Origin of the sequence: Kribbella sp. NBC_00382 (assembly GCF_036067295.1) — a bacterium.
GTDB lineage: Bacteria > Actinomycetota > Actinomycetes > Propionibacteriales > Kribbellaceae > Kribbella.
Window position 1 is genome coordinate 235,381 of sequence record NZ_CP107954.1, and the last position, 26,376, is coordinate 261,756.

General features: G+C 67.0%; 24 protein-coding genes. 16 read left to right on the plus strand and 8 right to left on the minus strand.

What is annotated here, in order from left to right; genetic code table 11:
* The first annotated feature begins 77 nt into the window (after nt 1-77).
* The 6 genes from OHA70_RS01100 (at nt 78) to OHA70_RS01125 (ending at nt 6,535) form a co-directional block, all read left to right on the plus strand.
* Entirely contained in the window at nt 78-1,145 is a 1,068-nt protein-coding gene (locus OHA70_RS01100; protein ID WP_328327500.1) for an ABC transporter ATP-binding protein, read from the plus strand.
* Nucleotides 1,142-2,122, plus strand: a complete 981-nt coding sequence (locus OHA70_RS01105; RefSeq protein ID WP_328327502.1) for an ABC transporter permease — start codon at nt 1,142-1,144, stop codon at nt 2,120-2,122. Before OHA70_RS01100 ends, OHA70_RS01105 begins: the two co-directional genes overlap by 4 nt.
* A gap of 3 nt (nt 2,123-2,125) precedes the next feature.
* Complete coding sequence (locus tag OHA70_RS01110) at nt 2,126-3,172, plus strand: ABC transporter permease (RefSeq protein ID WP_328327504.1); 1,047 nt, start codon at nt 2,126-2,128, stop codon at nt 3,170-3,172.
* Nucleotides 3,169-4,173, plus strand: a complete 1,005-nt coding sequence (locus tag OHA70_RS01115; protein WP_328327506.1) for an ABC transporter ATP-binding protein — start codon at nt 3,169-3,171, stop codon at nt 4,171-4,173. The genes OHA70_RS01110 and OHA70_RS01115 overlap by 4 nt, the downstream gene beginning before the upstream one ends.
* 69 nt (nt 4,174-4,242) lie before the next feature.
* On the plus strand, nt 4,243-5,670 hold the full coding sequence (locus OHA70_RS01120) for a GH1 family beta-glucosidase (protein ID WP_328327508.1): 1,428 nt from the start codon (nt 4,243-4,245) through the stop codon (nt 5,668-5,670).
* A 52-nt stretch (nt 5,671-5,722) separates the two neighbouring features.
* Nucleotides 5,723-6,535 carry a DUF3626 domain-containing protein gene (locus OHA70_RS01125; protein WP_328327510.1) on the plus strand — a complete coding sequence of 271 codons (813 nt, stop codon included), beginning with the start codon at nt 5,723-5,725 and terminating at the stop codon, nt 6,533-6,535.
* Between the two features lie 9 nt (nt 6,536-6,544).
* Here OHA70_RS01125 and OHA70_RS01130 read toward each other — a convergent pair whose 3' ends face one another.
* A complete protein-coding gene (locus OHA70_RS01130) occupies nt 6,545-8,143 on the minus strand; it encodes a beta-N-acetylhexosaminidase (RefSeq protein WP_328327512.1) in 1,599 nt (532 codons plus the stop codon).
* An 85-nt stretch (nt 8,144-8,228) separates the two neighbouring features.
* On the opposite strand from OHA70_RS01130, the gene OHA70_RS01135 reads away from it, so the two are divergent.
* Nucleotides 8,229-9,002: an alpha/beta fold hydrolase gene (locus OHA70_RS01135; RefSeq protein WP_328327514.1), complete on the plus strand. Its 774-nt coding sequence runs from the start codon at nt 8,229-8,231 to the stop codon at nt 9,000-9,002.
* Between the two features lie 61 nt (nt 9,003-9,063).
* On the opposite strand, the gene OHA70_RS01140 is transcribed toward OHA70_RS01135, so the two are convergent.
* Nucleotides 9,064-9,999, minus strand: coding sequence for a helix-turn-helix transcriptional regulator (locus OHA70_RS01140; protein WP_328327516.1), 936 nt, complete (start codon nt 9,997-9,999; stop codon nt 9,064-9,066).
* 54 nt (nt 10,000-10,053) lie between these two features.
* Between OHA70_RS01140 and OHA70_RS01145 the strand changes: the two genes are divergently transcribed.
* Nucleotides 10,054-10,446 (plus strand): VOC family protein, encoded by a 393-nt coding sequence (locus tag OHA70_RS01145; RefSeq protein ID WP_328327518.1) that lies wholly within the window; start codon nt 10,054-10,056, stop codon nt 10,444-10,446.
* 140 nt (nt 10,447-10,586) lie between these two features.
* Here OHA70_RS01145 and OHA70_RS01150 read toward each other — a convergent pair whose 3' ends face one another.
* From OHA70_RS01150 to OHA70_RS01170, 5 genes are read right to left on the minus strand one after another with little or no spacing between them, the layout of a single operon-like run.
* A complete protein-coding gene (locus OHA70_RS01150; RefSeq protein WP_328327520.1) occupies nt 10,587-12,692 on the minus strand; it encodes an NPCBM/NEW2 domain-containing protein in 2,106 nt (701 codons plus the stop codon).
* 4 nt (nt 12,693-12,696) lie between these two features.
* Nucleotides 12,697-14,715, minus strand: a complete 2,019-nt coding sequence (locus OHA70_RS01155) for an alpha-galactosidase (RefSeq protein ID WP_328327522.1) — start codon at nt 14,713-14,715, stop codon at nt 12,697-12,699.
* Nucleotides 14,712-15,536 carry a carbohydrate ABC transporter permease gene (locus tag OHA70_RS01160; RefSeq protein ID WP_328327524.1) on the minus strand — a complete coding sequence of 275 codons (825 nt, stop codon included), beginning with the start codon at nt 15,534-15,536 and terminating at the stop codon, nt 14,712-14,714. Before OHA70_RS01160 ends, OHA70_RS01155 begins: the two co-directional genes overlap by 4 nt.
* Entirely contained in the window at nt 15,533-16,468 is a 936-nt protein-coding gene (locus OHA70_RS01165; RefSeq protein WP_328327526.1) for a carbohydrate ABC transporter permease, read from the minus strand. The genes OHA70_RS01160 and OHA70_RS01165 overlap by 4 nt, the downstream gene beginning before the upstream one ends.
* Nucleotides 16,465-17,754, minus strand: a complete 1,290-nt coding sequence (locus OHA70_RS01170; RefSeq protein ID WP_328327528.1) for an ABC transporter substrate-binding protein — start codon at nt 17,752-17,754, stop codon at nt 16,465-16,467. Before OHA70_RS01170 ends, OHA70_RS01165 begins: the two co-directional genes overlap by 4 nt.
* Before the next feature lie 150 nt (nt 17,755-17,904).
* On the opposite strand from OHA70_RS01170, the gene OHA70_RS01175 reads away from it, so the two are divergent.
* The 4 genes from OHA70_RS01175 to OHA70_RS01190 all read left to right on the plus strand — a co-directional run bounded on the left by OHA70_RS01175 (nt 17,905) and on the right by OHA70_RS01190 (nt 21,557).
* Nucleotides 17,905-18,639: an SDR family NAD(P)-dependent oxidoreductase gene (locus OHA70_RS01175; RefSeq protein WP_328327530.1), complete on the plus strand. Its 735-nt coding sequence runs from the start codon at nt 17,905-17,907 to the stop codon at nt 18,637-18,639.
* Between the two features lie 100 nt (nt 18,640-18,739).
* Entirely contained in the window at nt 18,740-19,465 is a 726-nt protein-coding gene (locus tag OHA70_RS01180; RefSeq protein ID WP_328327532.1) for a FadR/GntR family transcriptional regulator, read from the plus strand.
* The gene (gene dgoD / locus OHA70_RS01185; RefSeq protein WP_328327534.1) at nt 19,462-20,607 is read left to right on the plus strand and encodes a galactonate dehydratase; all 1,146 of its coding nucleotides are present in this window, start codon (nt 19,462-19,464) and stop codon (nt 20,605-20,607) included. The genes OHA70_RS01180 and dgoD overlap by 4 nt, the downstream gene beginning before the upstream one ends.
* Nucleotides 20,601-21,557: a hypothetical protein gene (locus tag OHA70_RS01190; RefSeq protein ID WP_328327536.1), complete on the plus strand. Its 957-nt coding sequence runs from the start codon at nt 20,601-20,603 to the stop codon at nt 21,555-21,557. The genes dgoD and OHA70_RS01190 overlap by 7 nt, the downstream gene beginning before the upstream one ends.
* An 8-nt stretch (nt 21,558-21,565) precedes the next feature.
* Here OHA70_RS01190 and OHA70_RS01195 read toward each other — a convergent pair whose 3' ends face one another.
* On the minus strand, nt 21,566-23,377 hold the full coding sequence (locus OHA70_RS01195; RefSeq protein WP_328327538.1) for a sialidase family protein: 1,812 nt from the start codon (nt 23,375-23,377) through the stop codon (nt 21,566-21,568).
* Between the two features lie 174 nt (nt 23,378-23,551).
* On the opposite strand from OHA70_RS01195, the gene OHA70_RS01200 reads away from it, so the two are divergent.
* The 4 genes from OHA70_RS01200 to OHA70_RS01215 all read left to right on the plus strand — a co-directional run bounded on the left by OHA70_RS01200 (nt 23,552) and on the right by OHA70_RS01215 (nt 26,376).
* Nucleotides 23,552-24,175 carry a bifunctional 4-hydroxy-2-oxoglutarate aldolase/2-dehydro-3-deoxy-phosphogluconate aldolase gene (locus OHA70_RS01200; RefSeq protein WP_328327540.1) on the plus strand — a complete coding sequence of 208 codons (624 nt, stop codon included), beginning with the start codon at nt 23,552-23,554 and terminating at the stop codon, nt 24,173-24,175.
* 191 nt (nt 24,176-24,366) lie between these two features.
* Nucleotides 24,367-25,317: a sugar kinase gene (locus tag OHA70_RS01205; RefSeq protein WP_328327542.1), complete on the plus strand. Its 951-nt coding sequence runs from the start codon at nt 24,367-24,369 to the stop codon at nt 25,315-25,317.
* Nucleotides 25,318-25,657: 340 nt separating this feature from the next.
* Complete coding sequence (locus OHA70_RS01210; protein ID WP_328327544.1) at nt 25,658-26,068, plus strand: hypothetical protein; 411 nt, start codon at nt 25,658-25,660, stop codon at nt 26,066-26,068.
* Complete coding sequence (locus OHA70_RS01215) at nt 26,065-26,376, plus strand: hypothetical protein (RefSeq protein WP_328327546.1); 312 nt, start codon at nt 26,065-26,067, stop codon at nt 26,374-26,376. The genes OHA70_RS01210 and OHA70_RS01215 overlap by 4 nt, the downstream gene beginning before the upstream one ends.

The following is a 26,376-nucleotide window of genomic DNA, read 5'->3' on the forward strand; positions in this document are numbered from 1 at the left end:
GGAATCGCTGCGGCCGGATCCCACCACCTGGGGATCCGGCCGCAGTGCCACGATCTAGCTAGGAGTCGAGAAACGTCATGACGGCGACCGAGACAGAACCGGTGACCACGGGCGACGTGGTCCTCGAGGCCGAGGGCCTCACCAAACACTTCCCCGTCCGGCGGGGGCTGCGCGACCTGTTCACCAAGGAGCGCAAGGCGGTCCACGCGGTGGACGACATCCAGCTGACGCTTCGCCGGGGCCGGGTCACCGCGCTCGTCGGCGAATCCGGCTCGGGCAAGTCGACCGTGGCCCGGCTGATGGCCCAGCTGTACGGCCGCACCGCAGGCGACATCCGGCTGCACGGCGAGACGATCACCGTCCGCGGCGGCCGCGGCTTCCGGGCGTACTGCCGCCAGGTACAGATGATCTTCCAGGACCCGTTCGCCTCGCTGAACCCGGTCCACACCGTGCGGTACCACCTGACCCGTGCCCTGAAGATCCACGGCCGTGCGGGCAAGGGCTCCGCCGAGCTGGAGAAGAACCTCAGCGACCTGCTGCTGCGGGTGCAACTGACGCCGCCGGAACGCTACCTGGACAAGTTCCCGCACGAGCTGTCCGGCGGTCAGCGCCAGCGGGTGTCGATCGCCCGCGCGCTCGGCGCCAATCCGGAGGTACTGCTCGCCGACGAGCCGGTCTCGATGCTCGACGTCTCGATCCGCCTCGGCGTGCTGAACCTGCTGCGTGACCTGAAGGAACGCCTCAACCTGGCGATCCTCTACATCACCCACGACATCGCCTCGGCCCGGTACTTCGCCGACGAGACCCTGGTGATGTACGCCGGCCGGATGGTCGAGGGCGGCGACTCCGAGACCCTCACCCAGAACCCGGCGCACCCGTACACCCGGCTGCTGATCGAGAGCGCGCCCGACCCCGACCGGCTCGACCGGGTCGGCGATCCGAAGGACGCGCCCGAAGACACGGCAGGCGGTGAGCCGCCGAGCCTGATCGCACCGCCGACCGGTTGCCGGTTCCACCCGCGCTGCATCCACGCGATGCCGAAGTGCTCGACCGAACTGCCGCCCCGGTTCGAACTGCCGGTGGTCTCCGGTGAGGGCGAACACTGGGCCGCTTGCTGGCTCTACGAGGAAGGGGCCGCGAAGTGAAGTTCCTTCTGCAGCGGATCGCGTTCTACCTGTTCACGGCCTGGGCCGCGGTCACCATCAACTTCTTCATCCCCCGGCTGATCCCGGGTGACCCGGTCCAGTCGCTGATCAACAAGCAGCAGGGCAACATCAGCACCGAGGCGGTCCACTCGCTCTACGTGCTGTTCGGGCTGGACAAGAACGCCAGCATGCTCTCGCAGTACAAGGACTACTGGATCCAGATCTTCCACGGTGACCTCGGGACGTCGTTCACGTTCTTCCCGGCGCCGGTCTCGCAGATCCTGAGCCAGTCCCTGCCGTGGACCATCCTGCTGGTCGGCATCACCACCATCGTCAGCTTCGCCCTCGGCACCGCGCTCGGTGTGCTGGCCGGCTGGCGGCGCGGCTCCTGGATGGACGGGCTGTTGCCGGTGACAACGTTCATCTCGTCGATCCCGTACTTCTGGCTCGGACTGCTGGCGATCACCCTGCTGGCCGGCGCGGGCAGCTTCTTCCCGTCGTCCGGCGGGTACGAGCCCGGCCTGGTGCCGTCCTGGGACAGCGCGTTCATCGGCAGCGCGATCCAGCACAGCCTGCTGCCGGCGGGGACCATCCTGATCTCCTCGGTCAGCGGCTGGATCCTCAGCATGCGCAACATGATGGTCACCGTCGCCTCCGAGGACTACATCACCGTCGCGCATGCCAAGGGCCTGTCCGAGCGGCGGGTGATGGTCAGCTACGCCGCCCGCAACGCGCTGTTGCCGAACGTCTCCGGCTTCGCGCTCTCCCTCGGCTTCATCGTCGGTGGAACGCTGCTGGTGGAGATCGTCTTCTCCTATCCCGGCATCGGCTACAACCTGTTCCAGGCCGTCGGCTCCAAGGACTATCCGCTGCTGCAGGGCATCTTCTTGATCATCACGCTGTCGGTGCTGGTCGCCAACCTGCTGGCCGATGTCGCGTACCTGCTGCTCGATCCCCGCACCCGCAAGGAGGGCTGACCGATGTCCGCACCAGCCAGCACCATCACAGCGGTCACCCCCGGTGGGCCGGCCGCGGCGACCGCCCCGGCCAAGCGTCAGCGGCTGCGGTTCGTTGCCAACGGCAAGGCCGCTACCGGACTCGTCACGCTCGCCTTCTTCTGCCTGATCGCGATCATCGGGCCGTGGATCGCGCCGTTCGATCCGTCCAAGCGCAGCAGCGACATCCTGCAGAGCCCGTCCGGTAAGCACTGGTTCGGGACCACGCACCTCGGCCAGGACATCTTCAGCCAGATCCTGGTCGGCACCCGCGGGGTGATGTTCGTCGGTCTGCTGGCCGGCGTGATCGCGACCGCGCTGTCGGTCCTGATCGGGGTCAGCTCCGGCTTCCTCGGCGGCGCCGCGGACGAGACCCTGTCCGCACTGTCGAACGTCTTCCTGGTGATCCCGGCGCTGCCCCTCATCATCATCGTCGCCTCAACCATCCCCGGCGCCGGTGACCTGATGGTTGCCTTGGTCATCGGATTGACGTCGTGGGCGTGGGGTGCTCGGGTACTCCGGGCGCAGACCCTCTCGTTGCGACGGCGCGACTACGTCGAGGCCGCCCGAGCCACGGGTGAGAGCACCTGGCGGATCATCACGGTCGAGATCCTGCCGAACCTGACCGCGATCATCGCGTCGGGCTTCGTCGGTACCGTGATCTTCGCGGTCATGTCCGAGATCACCCTGGCCTTCATCGGTATCTCGACCATCTCCGAGTGGAACTGGGGCACCATCCTGTTCTGGGCGCAGAGCCAGCAGGCGCTGGCCCAGGGCGCATGGTGGTGGTTCGTCCCGGCCGGTCTCGCGATCGCGATCCTCGGTACGGCGCTGTCGCTGATCAACTTCGGCATCGACGAGTTCGTCAGCCCGCGGTTGCGCAGCGCCGGCCACACCAAGGTGAAGACCGCCGACGGCCACACGGTCAAGATGCGCGTCGGGTTCACCCCGGTCTTGTCCCAGAACGGCAAGAAGGACCCGGTCACGCCCGTGGTACGGAAGACCACTGACGAAGCGAAGGGCGCCGCATGAAGGCACCAGTGCTCGAGATCAAGAACTTCAACGTCGACTACGGTCTCGGCGACCAGGCCGTCCAGGCGGTCCGCGACGTCACGCTGACGCTGCACCGCGGTGAGGTGCTCGGGCTGGCCGGCGAGAGCGGCAGTGGCAAGTCGACGCTCGCGTACGGCGTCACCCGGCTGCTCCCGCCACCCGGCGTGATCAGCGGCGGCTCGGTCATCTACCACCCGCCGGGCGGCGAACCGTACGACGTGATGTCGCTCAGCAACTCCGAACTGCGGGCGTTCCGCTGGGCCGAGACCTCGATCGTGTTCCAGGGCGCGATGAACTCGCTCAACCCGGTGCACAAGGTCTCCACCCAGATGCTCGACGTGATCCGCGCGCACGAGCCGCAGCTCTCGCACGAGGCGCGGCTGGCCCGGGCCAAGGAGATGCTCAAGCTGGTCGGCATCTCCGCGGACCGGATGGACGCCTACCCGCACCAACTGTCCGGCGGTATGCGGCAGCGCGTGATGATCGGTATGGCGCTCGTCCTCGAGCCCCAGGTCGTCATCATGGACGAGCCGACCACCGCGCTCGACGTCGTCATGCAGCGCCAGATCCTGGCCCAGCTGGTCGAACTGCGCGAGCGGCTCGACTTCTCCGTTCTGTTCATCACCCACGACCTGTCGCTGCTGGTCGAGTTCTCCGACCGGATCGCGATCATGTACGGCGGTCGCATCGTCGAGCAGGCCAAGTCGGCCGACCTCTACAAGGACTCCCTCCACCCGTACAGCGAAGGGCTGCTCAAGTCCTTCCCGGCGCTGCGTGGTCCGCGCCGGGAGCTGGCCGGGATCCCCGGCTCGCCGCCTGACCTGCGCGGTATGCCCACCGGTTGCGCGTTCCACCCGCGGTGCCCGCACGCGTTCGACCGCTGCTCGACGGAGATCCCCGTCCTCGGCGTCCCCGAGGCCAGGAACGACCCGAACCGCGAGGTGGCCTGCTGGCTGCCCGGGCGCGTTCCGGTCGGCTGATCTCTCACCTCAACCTTCGAAGGGAGCCAGTACGGCGCTCGCCCACCGGCGGGCGCCGTACATACGCCTATGAACACCACAGCAGCCCCCACCTCCTCCGCAGTGTTCACCGCGCCGGCGGCCGAGCAGGCCTTGATCGACACGCTGCCGCCGGGCTTCCGCTGGGGCGTCGCGACCTCGGCGTACCAGATCGAGGGCGCCATCGACGTCGACGGGCGCACCCCGTCGATCTGGGACACCTTCTGCAAGGTGCCCGGCGCGATCGACAACGGCGACACCGGTGACATCGCCTGCGAGCACTACACCCGGATGCCGGCCGACGTTGCCCTGATCAAGGAGCTCGGGCTGGACACGTACCGGTTCTCGGTCTCCTGGCCGCGGGTGCAGCCGAGTGGTCGCGGGGGCGTGAACCCTGCCGGGATCGCGTTCTACGACCGGCTCGTTGACGAGTTGCTTGCTCAGGGCATCGATCCTTGGGTGACCCTGTACCACTGGGATCTGCCGCAGGAGCTCGAGGACGCGGGCGGCTGGCCGGTGCGTGATACGGCGTACCGGTTCGCGGACTACTCGATGCTGGTGTTCGACGCGCTGAGCGACCGGGTGGACACCTGGACGACGCTGAACGAGCCGTGGTGCTCGGCGATGCTCGGCTACGCATACGGAGTGCACGCGCCGGGACGTAAGGAATACCCTGCCGCCGTTGCGGCGGTGCACCACTTGCTGCTCGGTCATGGGCTCGCGACGGAGCGGATGCGGGAGGCGGCGCCGCGCAAGCTCGACATCGGCATCACGTTGAACGCGGCAACGGCGTACGCGGCGAGCGATTTGGAGCCGGACGTCGAGGCGGCCCGTCGCGCTGACGGGATGGGCGCGCGGCTTTACCTCGACCCGCTGATCCACGGCCACTACCCGGCGGACGTGGTCGCCGACCTGGCCGCGGAGGGTGTTGAGATCCCTGTCCAGGAAGGGGATCTGGCGACCATTTCGGCGCCTTTCGATGTGCTGGGCATCAACTACTACTTCAGCCAGAAGTTCACCGGCTTCGGTGAGAACGGCGAGACGGTCGGCGACGACGGCCTCCCGATCACCCGGTCGCTGCCGCTCAACCGGCCGCGGACCGCGATGGACTGGGAGATCGTCCCCGAAGGCTTCACCGACCTGCTCGTCCGGATCAGCAAGGACTACCCCGGCGTGCCGATGGTGATCACCGAGAACGGCTCCGCCTTCGACGACACCGCCGACGAAACCGGCTACGTCGCCGACGAGGGTCGTACCGCGTACTTCGCCTCCCACCTGGCCGCCGTTGCCACCGCGATCCAGCAAGGCGCCGACATCCGCGGCTACCTGGCCTGGTCCCTGCTGGACAACTTCGAATGGGCCTACGGCTACGAGAAGCGCTTCGGCATCGTCCGGGTCGACTACGACACTCAGAACCGCATCCCGAAGCAGAGCGCCCTGTACCTGAAGGATGTAGCTCAACAGCACCGCTCCAAGTAGTCCTGCTTTGAACGGCCCGGACGCCTCCCGTCCGGGCCGTTAGCATTCCCCCGTGCTGCCATCCGCTGCTGAACGGGCCATCCGCCACGTGACCGCACTCTCCTCAGGACCACCCGTAGACGGCATGCTCCGCGTCACCCTCAACTTCCACCCCGATCGTGCAGGCATCCTCGACACGCTGGCGGCCGATGGGGTCTACCTTTCCCAGTTCGCTACCGGCACGAGCAACGGCGGGCTCACCGCCCATCCCGCCGGAGACCGCTGGCGCTGGGAGAGCAGGATCTTCGGCGGCGCGTACGACGATGCTCCCGCGACCGAGCGACCCGTCTACGGCGCCCTCAACTTCCGCCGCCATCGGTTCGGAGCGGCGCCACGCTTCGGCTCCGCCCATCTCCGCCTGAGCGCCGGCGTCCTGGCGAGAACCACCTTCTGCTACCCCGACAGCAACTTCGAGCCGACTGACTTCGGAGTCGCTTCGAAGTTCGCCCTCACCGACCTCGCCAACGCCGCCGAAGTAGACAGCCTCGACGACTACATCGAAGCCCAGGTCCACGGCCCGGTCCGCCTCGCCCGCGACGTCGAGGCGTTAGTCCTCGACCCGAGCTACCGGGACACCCCGGTCGAGGAGGCGGCTGGGCGACTGCCCTGCCCAGTCGAGTGGCACGGCGGCTTCCAATTGACCGTCGACGAGTTGCGGCGCTACCCGGAGTACCGGGGTCAGCGGTTCGTGGATCTCGGGGTGAAGCTTGCTGTCGACGGCTGGCTGACGCCGCGGGTGCTCGGCGATGCGGCGGCGCTCGATCGGTACGACCTTCAAGACCTCAAGCGGGTCTGGCACTACCTGGCCCGCTTCGGAGCCAGGTAGTGCTCAGCTTCAACGCCAGGTGATTTCGGGGGCTCGGTAGAAGTTGATGCTGAGGGTGTCCCAGCGGGAGCCTTGGGCGCCTAGGCGGGTTTTGTAGGTGGTCCAGTCGAGGGCGGTGGAGGGGGACCAGCCGAGTTCGGCGATGCCTGGGAGGCGAGGGAAGGCCATGTATTCGAGCTTGTCGAGGTTGTCGAGGGTCTCGGTCCAGATGGGGGCCTCGACGCCGGCGACCGCGGTGGTCGGCAGGTTCGGGATGAGGGTCGACGGGTTCCAGCTGTAGGACTTCTGGATGCTGACGTAGCCGGCCCAGGACAGGCCATACGGAGTACTGGAGTTGTACTTCATGTCCAGGTACGCCCGGTTGGCCGGTGACAGGACGACCTTGGCGCCTTGGGCTGCTGCCTTGCGAGCCAGGTCGCGGGACTTGGTGTCGTCGGTGCCCCAGTACTGCGCGATGCTGTTGGCCGGGAGCGTCGTCTCGGCGATCTCCTGCCAGCCCATCACCCGCTTGTTCTGCTTGGTGACCAGAGCGGACGCCTTCGGTACGAAGGTCAGGTAGTCGGAGTGCGGCGTGGAGTGCGCCTCGTCCCCGCCGAGGTGGACGATGTCTCCCGGCGTCTGTTGAGCTACCTCACGAAACACGTCGTCGAGGAACGTGTAGGTGACGGGCTTCGCGACACAGAGCGAGCTGAAGCCGACGTCGGTGCCGGTGTAGAGCGGCGGGGCAACGTTGTTGCAGTTGAGCTGGGCATAGGAGGCGAGCGCGGCGTTGGTGTGGCCGGGGGTGTCTATCTCGGGGATGACCTGCAGGTAGTGCTCACCGGCGTACCGGACGAGTTCGGCGAAGTCCGCCTTGCTGTAGAAGCCTCCTGGCGTCCCACCGACCTCGAGGCTTCCCCCGTACGTCGTGAGCCGCGGCCAGGAGTCGACCTGGATTCGCCAGCCCTGGTCGTCGGACAGGTGCAGGTGGAGCTTGTTGAGCTTGTAGAGCGAGGCGAGGTCGATATAGCGCTTCACCTCGGCCAGGGAGAAGAAGTGGCGGGACACGTCGAGCATCGTGCCGCGGTAGGCGTACCGGGGAGAGTCGTCGATCGTCGTACCGGCCACTGTCCACGGACCAGCCTGCTGGGTCGCTGCGTCGGCCTTGGCGGGTAGTAGCTGCCTGAGGGTGGTGACACCGCGGTACAGGCCTTCAGGGGTAGCAGCGGTGACGGTGAGTGCGGTGCTGTCGGCGCGCAACTGGTAGCCCTCGGCACCGAGCGAGGCGGGCCCGTTCGTGGAGAGCTTGATGCTGGCCGTGCCTGGCACGATCGCCAGCGGATAGCCGGTGGAGACACGCAACCTGGCCGCGAACTGCTCTGCGACCTTGCCGGCTGCCTGGCTCTCGTCGGCGGTGGCGGCAACGTTGATCGCGCTCGATGAGGTCAGGTTGAAGGTCTGGCCCGTCAACGCGGTTTGGCTGACTGGCTTGGGGATGAGACCGGGTGCTGGATCTGCCTGTGGCGTGGCCACGGCAGTAGACGATGCGAAGAGGGGCGTCGCTAGCAGAGCGGCCGTGAGGACACCGGCGAGCGAGACCCGACCTGGGCGGCGGGCGAGTCGTTTCATAACCGAGAGTGTTCGGGCCCTCACTGGTCGAGTCAAGGCCCCGTCCGTGGGGTAGCTTTCCGGCAACCGGACATTGGGGAGCGCTATGGGTGAGTACGTGCAGCTGGGTGCCGTGAAGACCTGGTACGACGAGCAGGGATCGGGTGAGCCACTCGTCCTGATGCACGGTGGGCTGGTGGATGCGCGGTTCTTCGAGGCCAACACGCCTGCGCTGGCGTCGCATTTCCACGTCTACACGCCGGAGCGGCGCGGCCATGGCCACACGCCTGATGTCGAAGGGCCGATCAGCTACCAGCTCATGGCCGACGACACGATCGCGTTCCTGGAGACCGTGGTCGGCCAGCCGGCCGATCTGGTCGGCCACAGCGACGGCGCCTTCACCGCCATGCTCGTCGCGATGCAGCGGCCGGAACTGGTGAAGCGGCTGGTGTTGATCAGCGGCGGCTTCAACAAGTCCGGCGAGGCTGGCCCGGAGATGGAGTGGGACGTCCCGATGATCACGCAGTTCCTCGGTCCCGCGTACGGCGAGGTCTCCCCCGACGGCGAGGACCACTTCCCGGTCGTCGCCACCAAGATCGGCGAGATGGCCGCCAAGGAACCGAACCTGCAGGCCTCGGAACTGGCCGCCGTCACCGCCCGCACCCTGGTGATGTTCTCCGACGACGACCTGATGACGCTGGCCCACACGGTCGAGATGTACGACAACCTCCCGAACGCCGAACTCGCCATCGTTCCGGGTACTTCCCACTTCCTCCCCCAGGAAAAGCCGGCCCTGGTCAACACCCTGATCCTCGACTTCCTCACCAACGACCCGGTCCCCACGATCGCCGCCATCCGCCGAGCTCCAGCACCCGAGTAGCTCTTATCCACCCAGCCCATCCGCGAGCTGTGGCTGGCGACGGGGTGCGGACATCCCAGGCTCAACCATCGGCCCACTCGGCAAGCCGAGCCCCCAGCTTGGCGACCCGCTGCCGTAGCTCGGGCGGCTCCTCGATCACGAACGGCCGATCGAGCCCGGCGAGGAGTGCGGGGACCCAGTCGAGGCGCTCGGCGCGGAACTGGACCCGTACCTCGGTCTCGAGTGGGGTGACCAGGGCGAGGCCGAGGGGTAGGCGGCGTTGCACGTCATCCACCGAGCCCTCGACGCGTACCGAGATCTTGTGGGTCCACGGCGCGGTCGCCAGTGACTCGAGGACGGCGCCTGGCAAGTCGTTGCTGGGCGCATGTTCTGTTGTTGCTGTTAGCAACGAGGCCGAGGTGATGCGGTCCAGCCGAAAGGTGCGGTCGGCGGTGGCGACGTACCAATGGCCGGAGTGGCCGACCACGCCATCGGGCGCGATCGTGCGGGTGCTGCGTCGCCCGTCTCGATCTCTGTAACCGATCTCGACCAACCGGCGGTCCCGCGCCGCCTCGGCGATGGTCAGCAGGACTTCCGAATCGGTCGGTACGGTGGATCGCGGCGGAGCGGTGAACGACGAGGTGGCGAGCAGGGCGCCGAGGCGGTCGGCCAATCGGGTCGGGAGGACCCGGCGGAGTTTGGCCAGTGCGCTCTCGGAGGCGTGGGACTCCGGTACCAGGCCGGCCCGTCGACCGACCACGAGTCCGATCGCGACGGCGACCGCTTCATCGTCGGTGAGCATCAGGGGTGGCATTCGGTAGCCGGGTGCGAGGTGGTAGCCGCCGTAGCGTCCACGCACCGAGCGGACCGGGATGTCCAGCTCGACGAGATGTTCGGCGTACCGGCGTACCGTCCGCTCGTCGACGCCCAACCGCTCGGCCAGATCCCCGACGCGTCGCGTGCCGCCGCCCTGGAGCAACTCCAGCAGCGCCAGCACCCTCGAAGTCGGCCTCGTCACATCAACAAGGATACCGGGCGGATCTTGTCCGGTATCAGCTCTACCGTCGATGACATGACTACTTTCGCCTCAGTCCGCATCGTGACGGATGACCTCGACCGCCTGGTCGCCTTCTACGAGCACGTCACCGGCCTCACCGCGACCCGCCCGGTCCCGGTCTTCGCCGAGTTCCGGACGACCGCGGGCACCCTCGCGATCTCCAGCAGCGCGTTGACCGACAAGCTCTACGGCGCCGACGTGGTCCGCCCAGCCGACAACCACTCAGCTTTCCTGGAGTTCCAGGTCCCCGACGTCGACGCCGAGTTCGACCGCCTCCAAGACCTCGACTTCCTCCAGAAGCCGACCACCATGCCGTGGGGCAACCGCTCCCTCGTACTCCGCGACCCCGACGGCAACCTGGTCAACCTCTTCACCCCGCCCAACTCCGTCCCGACCGACAGGACATAGACCCTCGATCAGGCTCCACCGGCGCCTCCGTGAGCGTGGCCACCGAGCGGACCACCGACTATGTCCTGTCGATCGGGACGCCCCACCAGCACCGGAGGGGCAGACCGCGTCAGCGATCTGCCCCTGCCTGTACTTCAGCTTCAGCAGGTGGCTGTCGGGGCTGCCCAGTCGGCGCGGTCGTTGTAGCCGCCGTCGCCGGCGTCGCCGACCACCAGGTCGAGGACGCGGACGCCGGTGAGGTCGACGTCGACCGGCTTCGGGTGGTCACGGTCGACGACGCCGGAGTCGAACAGGACCTTGCCGTCACCGATCACCTGGAAGGTCGAGGTGCCACCCTCCGGGCCGACGTTGCGGACGGCGTCGTCGATGCCGACCGTCGCGGTGAACTTGGTGCACTGCTGGCCGACGTAGTACCGGACCAGAGACGGCGAGGCGACGCCGATGCCGGTCGGGTACGTCTGGCTGACCAGGCTGATCGGCGAACCGCCGCCGACACTCTCGTCGACCGTCGGCGACATCCAGCCACTGGTCGCGGTGATCCACGGGTGGTGCGAGAGCGCCGCGACCCCGTCCGGCGGCACCGGCGCGATGACCAGCGGCGACACCGTCACCTGCTTCTGGTTACCGTAGCCAAGAGTCTCATACTGCGTAGTCGCGGTCAGCGAAGCGTTGCCCTCAGCAGCCGCCGCGGGCAGCTTCACCTTGAAGGCCAAGGTGACCTTCTGACCGGGAGCCAGCAACAGCGGCGCCTTGCCAATCGGCGTGACAGTCCAGCCAGCGGCGGCCGTCAGGGCGACTGTCGGCTTGAAGACCGGGAGCACACCATCGTTGCGAACGGCAACCTCTGCGCGCAGTTCGTCGCCACCGGCAACGACCGGAACGCTACCCTCAGGGAGTACCTGCGTGCCCACCTGAGTCACCTGTGGGATGCCGGCGGTGACGTGCGGGATACCTGGCACACCACGCGCCGGGCCGACCCGGAACAGCGCAGTACCGTGGCCCGGTACGGCGGCGCTGATAGTGCCGGCGCTCTCGGTGACGGCGTTGGTCCAGGCGTTCTTCAGCGTGAAGCGAGCGCCTTGCAGACCGACGGCCGAGGCGGTGGTGGTGAGGGTCTTCGCGCTGTCGCCACGGTTGAGGAGTACGACCGCGCGACTTCCGTCGGCAAGGCGCTTCACCCACGTCTCCGTAGTACCGGCTGCGCCGACTCGGACGGCCTGTACTGCGGCCTTGTCCTGGTTGATCGCGATGACGTCGGGATCGGTCAGCATGCCGATCGTGGTGGCGCTCAGCTTGCGGATGTCACTGCCCACGACGAGCGGAGCGGCTGCGACCGACCACAGGGTCAGCTGCGTGCGGAACTCCTCGTCGGTCATGCCGAGCTCGGGCGCCAGGTAGTCCGGGTCGCTGAACGCGCCGGGCTTGACCACCTCGGGGTGCCGGGCGTTCGCGTCGTAGTTGCGCAGGACGTCCTTGAACTTGATGTCGCCCTGGAAGCCGACGTCTGTGTAGGTGCGCCACGCCTGCGCGATCCCCGGCGCGTACGACCAGGAGTTGATCGACTGCTGCGACTCGGGGTAGTTGCCCCAATCCGGCGAGGTGACCGGGTTGCAGAGGTTGAAGATCAGCGGGCGGTGGCTCGCGTTGTTGTGCAGAGCGTTGGCGAACTCGGTGAAGACCGTCTTCGGGTCGAGGTTCGCGGCGATACCGCAGAGGTAGTCGACCTTGACGGCGTCGAAACCCCAAGCAGCGAAGGTGTCCGCGTCGTGCTGGTAGTAGCCGCCGCTGCCGAGGCCGCATTTGCCCGGGATGTACGGGCCGGCGTCGGTGTAGATGCCCGCCTTCAGGCCCTTGCTGTGGATGTAGTCGACGAGCGGCTTGAGCCCGTTCGGGAACTTGGCGGGGTTGGGGACCAGGTCGCCGGCCGCGCTGCGTGACTCGTCGGCCTGCCAGCCGCCGTCGAGCCAGACGATGTCGTAGCCGGCCTTCTTGAGGCCGCGGCTGACCATGGAGTCGGCGACCGAGCGGATCGTCGTCTCGGTGAAGTCGCCGCCGAGGCCGTAGTAGGTGTTCCAGCCCATGTACGGGGTCGGGCTGAGCACTGCGGCCGTGCTGGTCGCGGTGGCCTTTGCCGGGGCTGCTTGGGTGGGTGCGCCGGTGGTCGTGGCTGCTGCGGTGGTGGCGAGCGTGGCGGTCACCAGGACCGCCGAGAGCGCGCCGCCGAGCAGGGCGGATAGTCGTTTCACGTCTTCATCCTTCGGTGGACGGGGTGATGACCAGGCAGTGCGAATCAGTCGAGTCGTCCCAGGGGACACCGACCTGCAGCAGGTAGCTGCCCGGGTGGACCTCAGTTCCCACCCGGTAGTTCTTCTCGGGATCCAGCTCGACCAGCGGGATCCGGCGGGGTCGCGTCGGCAGTGTGCCGCGGACGTTGCCGTCGCCCGTGTTCCACAAGAACACGACGCTCCGGTCTTCGGTCACGTACTGCGTGCCGTCGGCAAGCTGATAAACCTTGCCGCTGGCAACCACATCTCTGATTTCCTTGTACTGCGCAACGTGCCGCGCCGCCGTCGCCAGCAGCTCATCGGTCCAGCGCGACAGGTCGGCGCCGATCCCGAGCCCGCCGGCCATCGCGACATGGAACCGGAAGTCGAGCGAACGCTCCCGGCCGTCATGGGTGCCCTCGGCATCGGTCACCCACGAACTCATCAGGTGCGGCGAGTAGCCGGTGAGGAACCCGCGCTGGATGCTGAGCCGATCGAGCGGTGCAGTGTTGTCGCTCGGCCAGAGCGTGTCGACGCGCGCCGCCATACCGAGGTCGACCCGGGCGCCGCCGCCGGCGCAACCTTCGACGTACACCTGCGGGTGCTCGGTACGCAGTCGATCGAGGATCTTGTACAGGTTCTCGACCACCTTGCCGTCGAGATCACGCCGCTGATCCCCGGCGTCGAGCCGCGGCCGGTTCGCATCCCACTTGAGATAGCTGATCTCGTACGACGAGAGCAGCCGGTCGAGCGTCTCCCAGATCCACTCCGCGACATCGTCACGACTCAGATCGAGCAGCAGCTGGTTGCGGACCAGCAACGGCTCACGACCGGGCGTTTGGAGGATCCACTCGGGATGCTTGGCCGCCAGCTCTGATGACGGGCTGACCGACTCCGGCTCCACCCACAGGCCGAAGCCGAGACCGAGCTCCTTCAGGTCCGCGATGAAGTTCCCGAGCCCGTCGGGGAAGGCTGTTTGGTCGACCTCCCAATCTCCCAGCCCGCCGGTATCGTCCGACCGCCCGACAAACCATCCGTCGTCGACCACAAACGTCTCGACGCCAGCCCGCACCGCTCGCTTCGCCAACTCGAGCTGATGCCCAGCCCGTACGTCGAACTCGGTCGCGAACCAAGAGTTGTAAAGCACCTTCTGCGGCAGCCCTCGCGAGAAGCTCCGCTGGTACGCGTGAAAGGCCCGAGCCAGCCCATCCAGCCCATCGCTGCTGAAGCCGCCCACCGCGACCGGCGAAACCCAGCTCTCCCCCGGCCCGAGTGCCAACCCGAGACTCGATGCCAGCCGTCCTGCCTGGATCCGCGTTTGCCCGGTGGTGTCGACCTCCGCACTCATCTCCCACGAGCCGGACCACGCCAACTGCACTCCCCACGCGGGCCCACTCTGCTCTCCCACAGCCAGGAACGGCGAGTACGAATGCCCGGTGATCCCCTGCCTGCTGTCGACGCTGAACCGCCCACGCCGCAACTCGACAGAACCTCGCTGGAACTCGCTGTTCCACTCGCCCCACAGGTAGTTCACCACCGCGCCGTCGCTGGTCGGCACAACAAATCCAGCGGAGTCGTGCCGCTTCAGGCTGACCTCGTCGGCGCCCTCGTTGTGCACGGCAACCCACCGCTCAACAACATCCAACCCGGCGGGCATGCGGTAGTGCAGGACTACCCGCACTGACCGCTGCTCGTCGAGGAACGTCAGCTCAAGCGAGTCGTCGCCCTCAACCGAATCCACGAACAGCGGGCGGAGTTCGTCGGAGCCGTCAGGGCCGGTAACCACCAGGTCGGGCGCGGTGGTGTAGCGGACGCCTTTTACGCCGTACTCCAGCGGCTCGACGTCGGCGCGTGGGATGAAGTGTTCGGTGCCGATCGGGGCGAGCAGCGATGGGCCCTCGGCGATGGCATGTGGGCCCCAGGCAACCAACGCCGCCCACTGGCCATGCGTGGGTACCTCCACGACGTACGACGTGGTTGCTCCGCGCAACCTCCATTGGGTCACTTGACGGCTCCGATCGCGAGTCCGGAGACGAAGTGCTTCTGGAACTTCAAGAAGACCGCAAGGGTCGGGACGGCCGCAATGACGGTGCCGGCGGCAATCACATTCCAGGACGAGACGAAGAGACCCTGCAGCCCCAGCAGAGCGGGCGTGACGGGCATCTTCTCGCCGGAGCGGATCACCGTGATCGACCAGAGGAGGTCGTTGAAGATCCAGGTGAAGGAGAGGGCACCGAGCGCCGCCATCGCAGGACGGGTGAGCGGCAGGATCACACTCGCGTAGATCTTGCCGGGCCCGGCACCGTCGATCGTGGCGGCTTCCTGAATCTCGCGCGGAAGATCACGCATGAAGCCATGCAGCACGAAGGTGTAGAAGCCAAGCCCGAACCCGACGTGCACCGCGATCAGCGCATACAGCGTGTCGTAGTACCCGGTCAGCTCGACGAACCGCGAGATCGGGATCAGCAGGATCTGCGGCGGCAGCAGGTTGCCCATCAGCATCAGCAGCAACACCGTCCGCCGGAACGGGATGTTGTACCGCGCCAGCCCGTACGCCGCGATCGACGCCAGCCCAAGACTCAGGATCACCGCCGGAATCGTCACCGCCAGCGAGTTGATCAGCGCCCTGAACTCATCCGCGTCCTCCCACGCCGACTTGTACGTCGAGAAGGTGAACGAATGCGGCAACGACCCGAGCCCGTTCGCCGCGACGTCGTCGAAGCTGCGCAGCGAGATCACCACCACCCACAGGATCGGCGCGATCCACAGGAACGAGACGATGCTCATCGCCACGTGGTACCCACCGGTCTTGAAGCGGTTCGTCATGTCTCCTCCCGGAAGGCGCGGATCAGGTAGCCGAGGATGACGGCGAGCGCGAGGATGAAGATCACCACGGCGATCGCCGACGCGTAGCCCAGCTGGGTGGACTGGAACGCGGTCGAGTACATGTACGTACTGAGCAGCTCGGACGAGTGGTACGGCCCGCCCTTCGTCATCGACCAGACGATGTCGAAAGAGCGCAGCGAGTCGATCACGATCACCGACAGCACGACCGAGTTCACGCCCTTGAGCTGCGGGATCGTCACGTACCGGGTCCGTTGCCAGGCCGACGCGCCATCCACCCGAGCCGCCTCGTACAGAGCCGGGTCGACAGCCTTCAGGCCGGCCAGATAGAGCACCATGACGTACCCGATCTGCCTCCAGAGGGCCGGCAGGATTACGGCGTACAGGGCGGTGTCCGGATCGGCCAGCCAGGGGTGGATCCAGCTCTCGAGGCCGATGCCGCGGAGTACGGAATCAACCAGGCCGTCGGGCTGGTAGAAGACCCGCCAGATCAGCGCGGTCACCACCAGCGAGAAGACGACCGGGGTGAACAGCGCCGCGCGGTAGATGCCGACACCGCGACGCTCCTTCTGCAGGAGCATCGCCATGCCGAACCCACCGATGACGCTCAATCCACCGAACAGCACCAGCCAGATCGCCGTGTTCTTCAACGCCGTCTTGAAGATCGGATCCGAGAACATGTCCCCGAAGTTGCCGAACCCAACGAACTTCGGCGCCGACAACCCGTCCCAGTTGGTCAACGACAACCAGAACCCTTGCAGAGCAGGCCAGAACACCCACACCGCCTCAACCGCGAACGGAACAAAAACAAACGCGAGAATCAGCGGCGACACTCGCCAGGGGCGCCGCTCGCCAGACCTTGAGCGGGGCTGCGCGTCAGGCGGCGACTCCGGTTCCACAGTGGTTGCTGTCATGCCTTGAAGACCTTTTCGGCCGCCGCCTGCCAGTCCTTGAGGATCTTATCGATCTGGTCGGGCTTGTCCATGAACTTGGTGAGGGCGGCGTCGGCGGTCGGCTGGAGAGCATCGCTGGAGTCGCGGTTGAAGAACTGGGTCAGCTCCTTCGCGCTCTCGATCATCGCCTTGCCCTTCTTCACCAGCGCGGTGTCGGCGGACTTGCCCAGAGGATTCGCCGGGATCGCCGTACCGGAGGAGCTTTCGACGTAGATGTTCTGCGCCTCGGGCGTCGCCGCCCAGGTGAGGAACTTCTTCACGCCTTCGGGGTCCTTGGCCTTCTTCGAGGCGAAGTACCCGTCGGTCGGCGCCTCTTCGGCGACCGGTACCGCCGGATCGATGATCGGGAACTGGAAGAAGTCGATGTCGTCCAGCGCGTCCTTCGGGGCGGAGTCGGCGAAGAAGGTGCCGATCAGGAACATGCCCGTCTTGCCACCGAGCAGCGCCGAGGTCGCCTCCTGGAAGGGGAACGACTTGCCCTTCGGGTCGAAGTACGGGAGCGCCTCCTGCCACTTGGTGAAGACGGCCTTGACCTTCGGGTCGTCGAAACGGCCGCGGCCGGCCAGCAGGTCGCGGTGGAACGGCGCGCCATTGATCCGGATGTTCAGGTAGTCGAACCAGGCCGACGCGACCCACGGGGTGTCGCCGAGGCCGATACCGATCGGCGGTACACCCTTGGACTGGATCGTCTTGCAGACGGCGATGAACTCGTCCCAGGTCTTCGGCGGCGTCACGCCCCACTTGGCGAAGTTCGACTTGCGGTAGAACATGCCCCACCAGTAGTAGCTGGTCGGCACGAAGATCTTCTGCCCGTTGCTGCTGGTGGACAGCGTCTTCATCGACTCCGGGTAGTTGCCCATCGTGTCCCAGACGCTGGTGATGTCGAGCAGCAGGTCCTTCTTGGCGTAGGAGTCCGCGACCGATCCGGCGTACCAGGTGTAGACGTCCGGCGGGTTGGCCGAGGTCAGGTACGTCGGGAGCTGGGTGCGGTAGATCTCCGAGGCGACGGTGTTGAGCTTCACCGTGGCGCCGCCGGTCTTGTTGTAGGCCTCGACCAGCTTCTCCATCGCGGCCTTCGCCTGCTCCGCGGAGAGGTTCGACTGCAGCGAGAGACTGCCGGTCGCCCCGGTACTGGAACCCGAGCCCGGTGACGAGGTCGAGGTGGCGCAACCCGGGATCAGGGTAGCCGCCCCGAGTACTCCGAGCCCCTTGAGGAACGTCCGCCGATCAGCTGCCAGACCCGCCATGACTACTCCAGTCGATTGAGTGGTTCGTTCTGCGGAGGATCTTGCAGCCGCTCCCGCGGACGTGTCAATATTAATTCGTAAATTACGATGAAATCGCTTGACGTGGTTACCTGCTCACGGTCAACTAGTGGTCGTTCATCGTTGGAGAGTGTGGAGGCGTCTGTGCGGCTGGCTGAGCGGGTGATCGTGGTGACCGGTGCCGCGACGGGGATCGGCGCTGCCTGCGTGCAGCGGCTGCTCGACGAGGGTGCCTCGGTCGTCCAGGTCGATCTCCAACCGTGCAAGGAGATCCCGGGCCGTGCGCTGGCGGTCGTCGGCGACGTCTCATCGCCCGACACCTGGCACGAGGCCCGCTCGCGAGGCCGCGACGCGCTCGGCCCGATCGACGGATTCGTCAGCAACGCGTACACCGTCGACGTCCGGCCGGCGCACGAGTTGCCACCGGCGTCGTGGCAACGCCAACTCGACGTCAACCTGACCGCGGCCTTCCTCGGCTTCCAGATCCTGTACGCCGACCTCGCAGCCCGCGGCGGATCGGTGGTCCTCGTCTCGTCGGTGCACGCGGTCGCGGGCATCCCCGGGCATCCGGCGTACGCGGCATCCAAAGGCGCTCTGCTCGCGCTCAGCCGGCAACTCGCGGTCGAGTACGGCGGGTCGATCCGGGTCAACGCGGTTCTTCCGGGCCCGATCGACACCGCTGCATGGGACCGTGTCACCGCGGAAGGCAAGGCACAGAGCGCGAAAGCCACAGCCATCGGGCGGCTGGGTCGTCCCGACGAAGTCGCCCAGGCGGTCGCATTCCTGCTGTCCGACGAGGCATCGTTCATCACCGCTGCCGAGTTGCTGGTCGACGGCGGCTGGGCCGCGGCCAAGGACTCGGCATGACGAAGACGGCGGTACCGGAGTACGGCGCGGCGATGCCGGGAACCGGGACGACAGTGAGGTCCGGCGCGATGTGCGCGAGCAGCGGAATGGGGAGAGCGGCGTGACGGGGATTCAGCGCGGGGTTTCGCGGGGACTGCACGGGCAGATCGTGGAGGTGATGGCGCAGCGCATCCTGTCGGGGCAGATCCCCGAGGGGTCGACGATCAACGTGCCCGATCTGCAGGCCGACCTCGGGGTCAGCCTGACCGCGGTCCGCGAGGCGCTCAAGGTGCTGACCGCGAAGGGCCTGGTCGACGCGCGGCAGAAGCGCGGCACCTTCGTCCGGCCGCGCTCGGACTGGAACCTGCTCGACGCGGACATGATCCGCTGGCACTTCGATGACGACGAGGTCCGGCCCGAGCTGCTCGAGGAGCTCCACGAAGTACGTGGCATCGTCGAGCCTGCCGCCGCCCGACTGGCCGCAGTACGGGCCTCCGACGCGCAGATCGACCTGCTGGACAAGGCGTTGGCGTCGATGTCCTCGGCAACGAATGATCTCGACGCTGCCGAGGCGGATGTCGCTTTCCACAAGGCGTTGCTCGCTGCCACCGGCAACGAGTTGCTCACCAAGATGGAGGTCGTCATCGAGACCGGCCTGGCCGGCCGCGATCGGCTGGTGCACAAGGTCAAGTCGTCGGACGACCCCGTACCGAGCCACGCGCGCGTGGTTGACGCAGTACGGGCGCATGACCCCGAGGGCGCCGAGCTGGCGATGCGGGAGTTGCTCGCGAAGGCTGCTGAGGACCTGTCCGCAGTACGGAAGTCGGCCGCGCGGGGTGGCAAGTGAAGATCGAGCGGATCGAGACCTTCCTCGTCGCGCCGCGCTGGCTGTTCTGCCGGATCGAGACGAGTGATGGTGTCGTCGGGTGGGGCGAGCCGGTGGTCGAGGGGCGCGCCGAGGTGGTGCGTACTGCGATCGAGGTGCTGTCGGAGTACCTGATCGGCCAGGATCCGTTGCAGATCGAGCGGCATTGGCAGATCTTGGCCAAGGGCGGGTTCTATCGGGGTGGGCCGGTGTTGAGTAGTGCACTGGCTGGGATTGATCACGCGTTGTGGGATATCGCTGGGAAGGTCTATGGCGCGCCGGTTGCATCGTTGCTTGGCGGGCGGGTGCGGGATCGGGCTCGGGTTTATGCGTGGGTCGGCGGGGATGAGCCGGCTGAGATCGCAGATCAGGTCGCGGCGCAGGTCGAGGCCGGGATGACCGCGGTGAAGATGAACGCCAGTGGGCGGATCCAGCCGTCGCCTTCGCTGGCTGAGGTGCGGTCGGTCGTTGCGCGGTTGGAGGCGGCTCGGTCGGTACTGGGTGATTCGCGGGATGTGGCGATCGATCTGCATGGACGGGTCGGGGTGGCTGCTGCGCGACGGATCTTGCATGCGGTTGAGCCGTTGCACCCTTTATTTGTTGAGGAACCGGTGTTGCCTGAGCATCTGCATCACCTGGCGTCGGTGGTCGAGGCGTCGACGGTGCCAGTGGCTTTGGGTGAGCGGCTTTACGGGCGGTCGGATTTCATGCCGGCGTTGGAGGCGGGGGTGGCGGTGGTCCAGCCCGACGTTTCGCATGCTGGTGGGATCTCGGAGTTGCGGCGGATCGCAGCACTGGCTGAGGCGCACGGTGCCTTGCTGGCGCCGCATTGTCCATTGGGGCCGATCTCGCTGGCGGCCTCGTTGCAGGTGTCCTTTGCAACGCCCAACTTCTTGATCCAGGAGCAGAGCCGCGGCATCCACTACAACCTGGACAGCGACCTGACGTCCTATGTGACTGACCCGACGCCGTTCACGTGGGTGGACGGCCACGCGGAGTGGAATCCCTTGCCTGGCTTGGGAATCACGGTGGACGAGGCTGCCGTCCGCGCCGCGGACAAGAAGGGCCACACCTGGCGCAACCCGATCTGGACCCACGACGACGGATCCTTCGCAGAATGGTGACCGACAACCCCGACCCAGCGCTCGACCCGCCGAGCTCGACGGCTGACCTGCCCGCGAACGAGGTGGCGGTCGATCTGGACGACGGCGGCCGCTGGACCTCGCTGGTCCTCGGCGGCCGCGAGTGGCTGTGGACCGGCCCCGGCCTGATCTCCGGCCCACGTTCAGACCTGACGACGTACGTCGACGTCGGCGGCTTGGACGAATGCTTCCCCACCGTCCGCGGCACGCCCGACCACGGCGGCCTCTGGAACCAACCCTGGGGTTCCCTCGACGAAGACGAGGACTGGGACGCCGTCCAGTACGGCGAAGCCGTCCTCCTCCGCCGCTTCAACGGTGGCGACCCCCCTGCCGAGATGGACGAAACAGGCGCCATCTGGGTCGACTACCACCTGGTGGCACCAGCTGGCTTCCAATTCATCTGGGCCGCCCACGCCCTCCTCGACTGCGCCGTCGGCGCGAAGCTCGACATCCCGACCGGCACGGAGTGCCGCGCCTACGTCGACCCCCCGCCGGCGGCGAGCGCTAGCGAGCCCGCCGCCCAGTGCGGCGGATGGGCTGGCGCCTCCCGCGCCCTAACTTCAGCAACGAAGGAGCCCCGGACGTGGGTCGCCGGGGCGTGGCCGGCACCGGCGGGAACGGACCTCAGCAGCTACGGCCCGACCGACGGCACCGCCATCGGCGCAGTGCTCCTTGACTGCCCGTCGACCTCTGTCATCGACGGCGACAACGCCTTGACCTTCAGCTTGAGTTGTCCTGGGCAACCGGTGTCGACGGCGGTGTGGCGCAACCTGGGTGGGTATCCGGCGGAGGCGCCGTACCGGAGTTTGGGTGTGGAGCCGATGCTGGGCAGGGTTTTCGGGCTGGCCGAAGCCGGGCCGGGGGACGCGGCCGTAGTACCGGAGTCGGGTGAGCTGACCTGGCGACTCGTGGTGTCCGCCAGGTCAGTCTGATGTCTCGCCTACCCGAGCGGCAGATCGAGTACCGCGTTCGGGACCGTGGTGACGTTGCTGGTCCGGATGCTGTTGATCTCGGCGGCCGTGAGCGCCCGCTTGTAGATGCGAACCTCATCGAGCGAACCGTCGAAGTGATGAGCACCGTCAAGCCGCTGACCGACGAACATCTTGAACGGCCGCCCCGGACTGACCGACCCAGCCGGCGCCGCGACGCTGGCCGCCTGAACGCCATCGACCCAGATCGACAACGTGCCAGCCTTCCGCTGCAGCGCGACGTGATGCCAAGCGTTGTCGTTGTACGCCTTGGTAGTAGCGACCACCGCAGTGTTGCCACCAGTCGTGATCAGACCCCGGATCCGAGCATCCGCAGGCTCCGCGCGCAGCCAGAACTGCGAGAACTCGTTGATGTTGTACCCCCAGAAGATCGCCTGCGGCGTCGTCCGGGCCCCGTATTTTATCCAACTCATAACAGTAAAATCTCCAGCACCAACAGCAAGCGAGTCGGCGAACGGCAACTGGATCGCGTCATCCGTCCCATCCAGATCCCGCGCCTGCCCGAACTTGCCGGCGACAACGGTCGTACCACCGCGCAGGATCCCGTTGTTGCCCAGCCCGGAGACATCCGCCGTCGTCGGCCCCGCCGCTCCGTCCGGCAACCCGATGTCCGTCTCGGTGAACCGCGCGAACCTGATCTGATCCCGCGCATCGACCGTTCCACCCTCGTACAGCAACCCGATCTCGCCGGTGTCGAGCATCGTCATATCGGAGTACCCGGACCAGTCGCTGGTGATCCTGGTGCCATCGGCAACGGACTGCCAAGTCTTCCCTTCATCGAAGCTCGACCTGATCGTCATGTACCGCCGCCGCTCCGGATCGGCCGGCGACGCGAACAGGATCCGGTTGTACTTCGCCCCCTGATCCGTCGCCCGCAACCGCAGCAACGATCCCTGGACGGTCGGCGTCGTCAGCCCCGGAATGGGCGCGTACGGCGCGGCGTACGTCTCCCCACCATCGTTGCTGACGGCAAATGCCCGGCTGTTGCCGGCGCTGCCGTTGTTGTTGCGGGCACCCGCATAGATGCCACCGTCAACCTTCTCGACGACGCTGATTTCTTGCGGGAGGAGACCGGCGGCGCTGCGCAGGTCGGTCGCGCCCTTCTGCCAGGTGTCGCCGCCGTCATCGCTGTAGACGAGCTGGCCGCCGACCAAATTGTCATCGGGGTTGTTGGCATCGCCGGCGTCGTCGAAGTTCGTACCGGCCACCAAGCGACCCTTGTGAGCGCCTCGCGTCAGCTGGATGCCGTGCACAGGACCGGTCGCGTACCAGCCCCAGCCGGGGTCGTCGATCTGGGCGCCGATGTTCTTGGCCTTGGAGAAGGTCTTGCCGTCATCGTCGGAGTACTGGACGTACGGCGTACGGGGCTTGTTCGTGGTGCCGGGGTCCATCGTCGTGAGCAGGACGATCCGGCCGGTGTCCATGTCGACGATCGGGGTCGGGTTGCCGCGGGTTGCGACGGCGTTGGGGTCCGAGTCCGTACCGGACAGGACCGTCTGCTGGGCCGACCAGGTGCGGCCGTCGTCTTCGGACCGGCGGACGACGAGGTCGATCTCCTGCGAGTCGGCGCACCAGGTACGGCGTGCTTCGGCGAAGGCGAGCAGCGTGCCGAGCTTGGTTCGGACGATGGCCGGGATTCGGTAGCAGCCGTAGCCGGCACCGCCCTTGTCGAACAGGACGGTCTGAGTGACGGCGGCTTCGGCGGGCTGAGCCTGCTGGGGAACGGCGACGAGGCCGGCGGCCAGCAGGGCGAGAGAGATCATCAAGGGGCGGAATTTTGGCATGGGTACCTGGACCTGCCTTCCGGTGAACGGAAAGTAAACAACGGAGCGGGTTGTTCAGCTCGTAATTTATCTACATATCGCACGCCTGGGAACCCCGAACATCCCACGTCCTATGTCTAGAACGATCAAATACACGTCGAAGAGGTGTTGTCAGTGGAGTTGCTAGCGGAACTCAGCCAGCGCAAGGTGCTCGCGATCATCCGGGCCGACGGCCCCGACCGGGCCCTGGAGTGCGTCCGCACCCTGGTGACCGCCGGAATCACCATCCTCGAGGTCTCGCTGACCACGCCGGGCGGCGCGGAAGCGATCGCCAAGGCGCGTTCCGAGTTCGACCCCTCGGTCCTGATCGGCGCCGGCACGGTGATCACGGAGGTGCAGGCGGAGGAGGTCGCGGCCGCCGGCGCAGGTTTCATCGTCACCCCAGCCATCACCCAAGGAGCCCGCCGAAGCGTCGACCTCGGCCTGCCCCTGCTCTGCGGCGCCCTCACCCCGACCGAGATCATCACGGCGCTGGACCTCGGTGCCCTGGCCGTAAAGGTCTTCCCCGCCAAACTGCACGGGCCCGGCTACTTCCGCGAACTCCGCGCCCCACTCCCCGACGCCCCACTCATCGCCGTAGGCGGAGTCGACGCCACCACGACCCCGCAGTACCTGCAGGCGGGCGCCCTGGCCGTCGGCCTCGGCTCGCCCCTATTGGGCGACGCCGGCAAGGGCGGCCCCCAGTCCGCCCTCGCCGACCGTGCCGCCGCCTTCCTGGAGGCGGTCGCCAATGCATGAGCCCGCCATCGGCGAGATGCCCCCAACCTCCAGCCCATCAATGCCCGACGTACCGACCCCCGCCCGCGCTCACCACCACCGCGACCAACACCGATTGATGGGCTGGCGGTCGGCACTCAACCTGAGCCCAGCCCCGACCACCGCGCTCGCCGACGCGCGAGCCTGGCCAGCCCCTCATCCAGGAGCCCTCTATGCCTGACGTTCTGACCATCGGTGAGGCAATGGTCTCCTTGCGTTCCCCCAGAGCCCTCCGCCTAGGCGGCGACGTACACCTCTCCGTCGCCGGCTCCGAGAGCAACGTAGCGATCGGCCTGGCCAGACTCGGCCACGACGTCGCCTGGCTAGGTGCCGTAGGCAACGACGAACCCGGCCACCTGATCCAGCGCACCCTCCGCGCCGAAAACGTCGACACCCGCTACCTGCGCTTCTCGGACGACTCCTTCACCGGCTTCATCGCCTTCGACCAGCCGGCCCACGACATCACCCGAGTCAGCTACCACCGCCGCGGCTCAGCCGGCTCCACCCTCACCCCAGCCGAATGCGTGGCCGCCCTCACCGACCCCGGTACGCCGAGCAGCTCCACCCCACGCATCCTCCACGTCACCGGCATCACCCCGGCCCTGTCCGCCACAGCCCGCGAGGCGACCCTCGCCGCAGTACAAGCTGCTTCTGCTGCTGGCATCCAGGTCTCCCTAGACGTGAACTACCGAGCCCGCCTCTGGCCCCGCCCCGAAGCCGCCACCGCCCTCCGCGCCCTACTCCCCCACGTAACCACCATTTTCGCCTCAGACGACGAACTGGACATCCTCACCGACGCCCCCAACCCCACCGCCGACCTACTCACCTCCGCCACCGAGGTAGTAATCACCGCCGGCAGCAAAGGCGCCTGGACCCACACAACATCCGGCACCACCCACCACCCAGCCCTCCCCGTAACAGTCGTCGACTCCATCGGCGCCGGCGACGCCTTCGTCTCCGGCTACCTCTCCGCCACCCTCGACAACCTCCCCACCCCCGCCCGCCTAACCCGAGCCACCACCTCCGGCGCCTTCTGCGTAGGCGCCCACGGCGACTGGGAATCCCTCCCCACCCGCCAAGACCTAACCCTCCTAACCCACACCACCGGCACAGCCCTCCGCTAACCCTTATCCACAGATCCAACAAACCACCCCACAGCACCCCCGGTACTTCCTACCGTTGAGGAATGGGCGCGACTGGCAGGTCAAACCGGCTACCAGAGCCAACCGACCTCCATGCCGCATTCGCCGAGCGGCACCCGGTGAAGTGGGGCGACGACTTGCCAACGGCGGCACAGCTCGCCGCCGAGTACGGGCCGGATGCCGCCCGCCTCAGCCTCACCACCTTGCAAGGAAGACTCCAAACCGAGCACCTGACGATCGGAGACTTCCTCACCGCCGTACCCGACGACGCCACCGCCTACAACCTCGACTCCCGGGTGAAGTACGGGCCAGCGGATGGGCGGTGCAGTCCGCGATGCACTCCTACACCGCAGGCAGCCGATACAAGGGTCTGCACGCGGATCTGCTGACCCCTGCCGGTGACGTGGTCGAGGTCCAGTTCCACTCGATTGCCTCGACCAAGGTCAAGGAGGCGACCACCCGCCCGTACGAGATCGAGCGCAGCGCCGCTGCCAGCGACTCCGAACGCGCGGCCGCCCGGGCGCTCTGCATCAAACTCTCCGACACACTCGCCGTACCACCCGGGCTCGACGACCTGCGAACACTCGGCGGTGTTGCCGTGGACGTCAACAACTACAGTGATTCGCGCAACCGACGTACGCCGGCGGAAGCGCACACAGCGAGCACGACGACTGATCGGCAAGGCCACCGGCACCAGTTCGCGGGGCGCTTGAACGAGGGGACGGGCAGATGAGGCTGTATCTGGTCAAGGATGGGCAGCGCGAGGTCTGGGTTGCTGCGTTGGCGAATGAGCACATGTACAGCTACGTCGCCAACACCGGCTTCTTCCACGACAACAATGCCTTGCGCAACGACTTCTACATGGACTTCGACTACGACTACGAAGAGATCGATGTCATCCAGGCCAAGGCCTTGATCGCGGCCGGCATCGGCACACTCGACGAGGAAACCACAGCGGATGCCCTGGCAAAGTGGCGGTCCGATCCCCGCCCGCTCGCCCCGAACGACGTGTTCGCCGCGGTAGCCGGGCTCACTCCGTGA

Excerpts from the sequence above, each read along its gene's own strand:
- OHA70_RS01100 (WP_328327500.1), top strand. The coding sequence starts at position 78 with ATGACGGCGACCGAGACAGAACCGGTGACCACGGGCGACGTGGTCCTC.
- OHA70_RS01110 (WP_328327504.1), top strand. The coding sequence starts at position 2,126 with ATGTCCGCACCAGCCAGCACCATCACAGCGGTCACCCCCGGTGGGCCG.
- OHA70_RS01115 (WP_328327506.1), top strand. The coding sequence starts at position 3,169 with ATGAAGGCACCAGTGCTCGAGATCAAGAACTTCAACGTCGACTACGGT.
- OHA70_RS01120 (WP_328327508.1), top strand. The coding sequence starts at position 4,243 with ATGAACACCACAGCAGCCCCCACCTCCTCCGCAGTGTTCACCGCGCCG.
- OHA70_RS01130 (WP_328327512.1), bottom strand. The coding sequence starts at position 8,143 with ATGAAACGACTCGCCCGCCGCCCAGGTCGGGTCTCGCTCGCCGGTGTC.
- OHA70_RS01135 (WP_328327514.1), top strand. The coding sequence starts at position 8,229 with ATGGGTGAGTACGTGCAGCTGGGTGCCGTGAAGACCTGGTACGACGAG.
- OHA70_RS01145 (WP_328327518.1), top strand. The coding sequence starts at position 10,054 with ATGACTACTTTCGCCTCAGTCCGCATCGTGACGGATGACCTCGACCGC.
- OHA70_RS01160 (WP_328327524.1), bottom strand. The coding sequence starts at position 15,536 with ATGACGAACCGCTTCAAGACCGGTGGGTACCACGTGGCGATGAGCATC.
- OHA70_RS01165 (WP_328327526.1), bottom strand. The coding sequence starts at position 16,468 with ATGACAGCAACCACTGTGGAACCGGAGTCGCCGCCTGACGCGCAGCCC.
- OHA70_RS01170 (WP_328327528.1), bottom strand. The coding sequence starts at position 17,754 with ATGGCGGGTCTGGCAGCTGATCGGCGGACGTTCCTCAAGGGGCTCGGA.
- OHA70_RS01190 (WP_328327536.1), top strand. The coding sequence starts at position 20,601 with ATGGTGACCGACAACCCCGACCCAGCGCTCGACCCGCCGAGCTCGACG.
- OHA70_RS01195 (WP_328327538.1), bottom strand. The coding sequence starts at position 23,377 with ATGATCTCTCTCGCCCTGCTGGCCGCCGGCCTCGTCGCCGTTCCCCAG.
- OHA70_RS01205 (WP_328327542.1), top strand. The coding sequence starts at position 24,367 with ATGCCTGACGTTCTGACCATCGGTGAGGCAATGGTCTCCTTGCGTTCC.
- OHA70_RS01215 (WP_328327546.1), top strand. The coding sequence starts at position 26,065 with ATGAGGCTGTATCTGGTCAAGGATGGGCAGCGCGAGGTCTGGGTTGCT.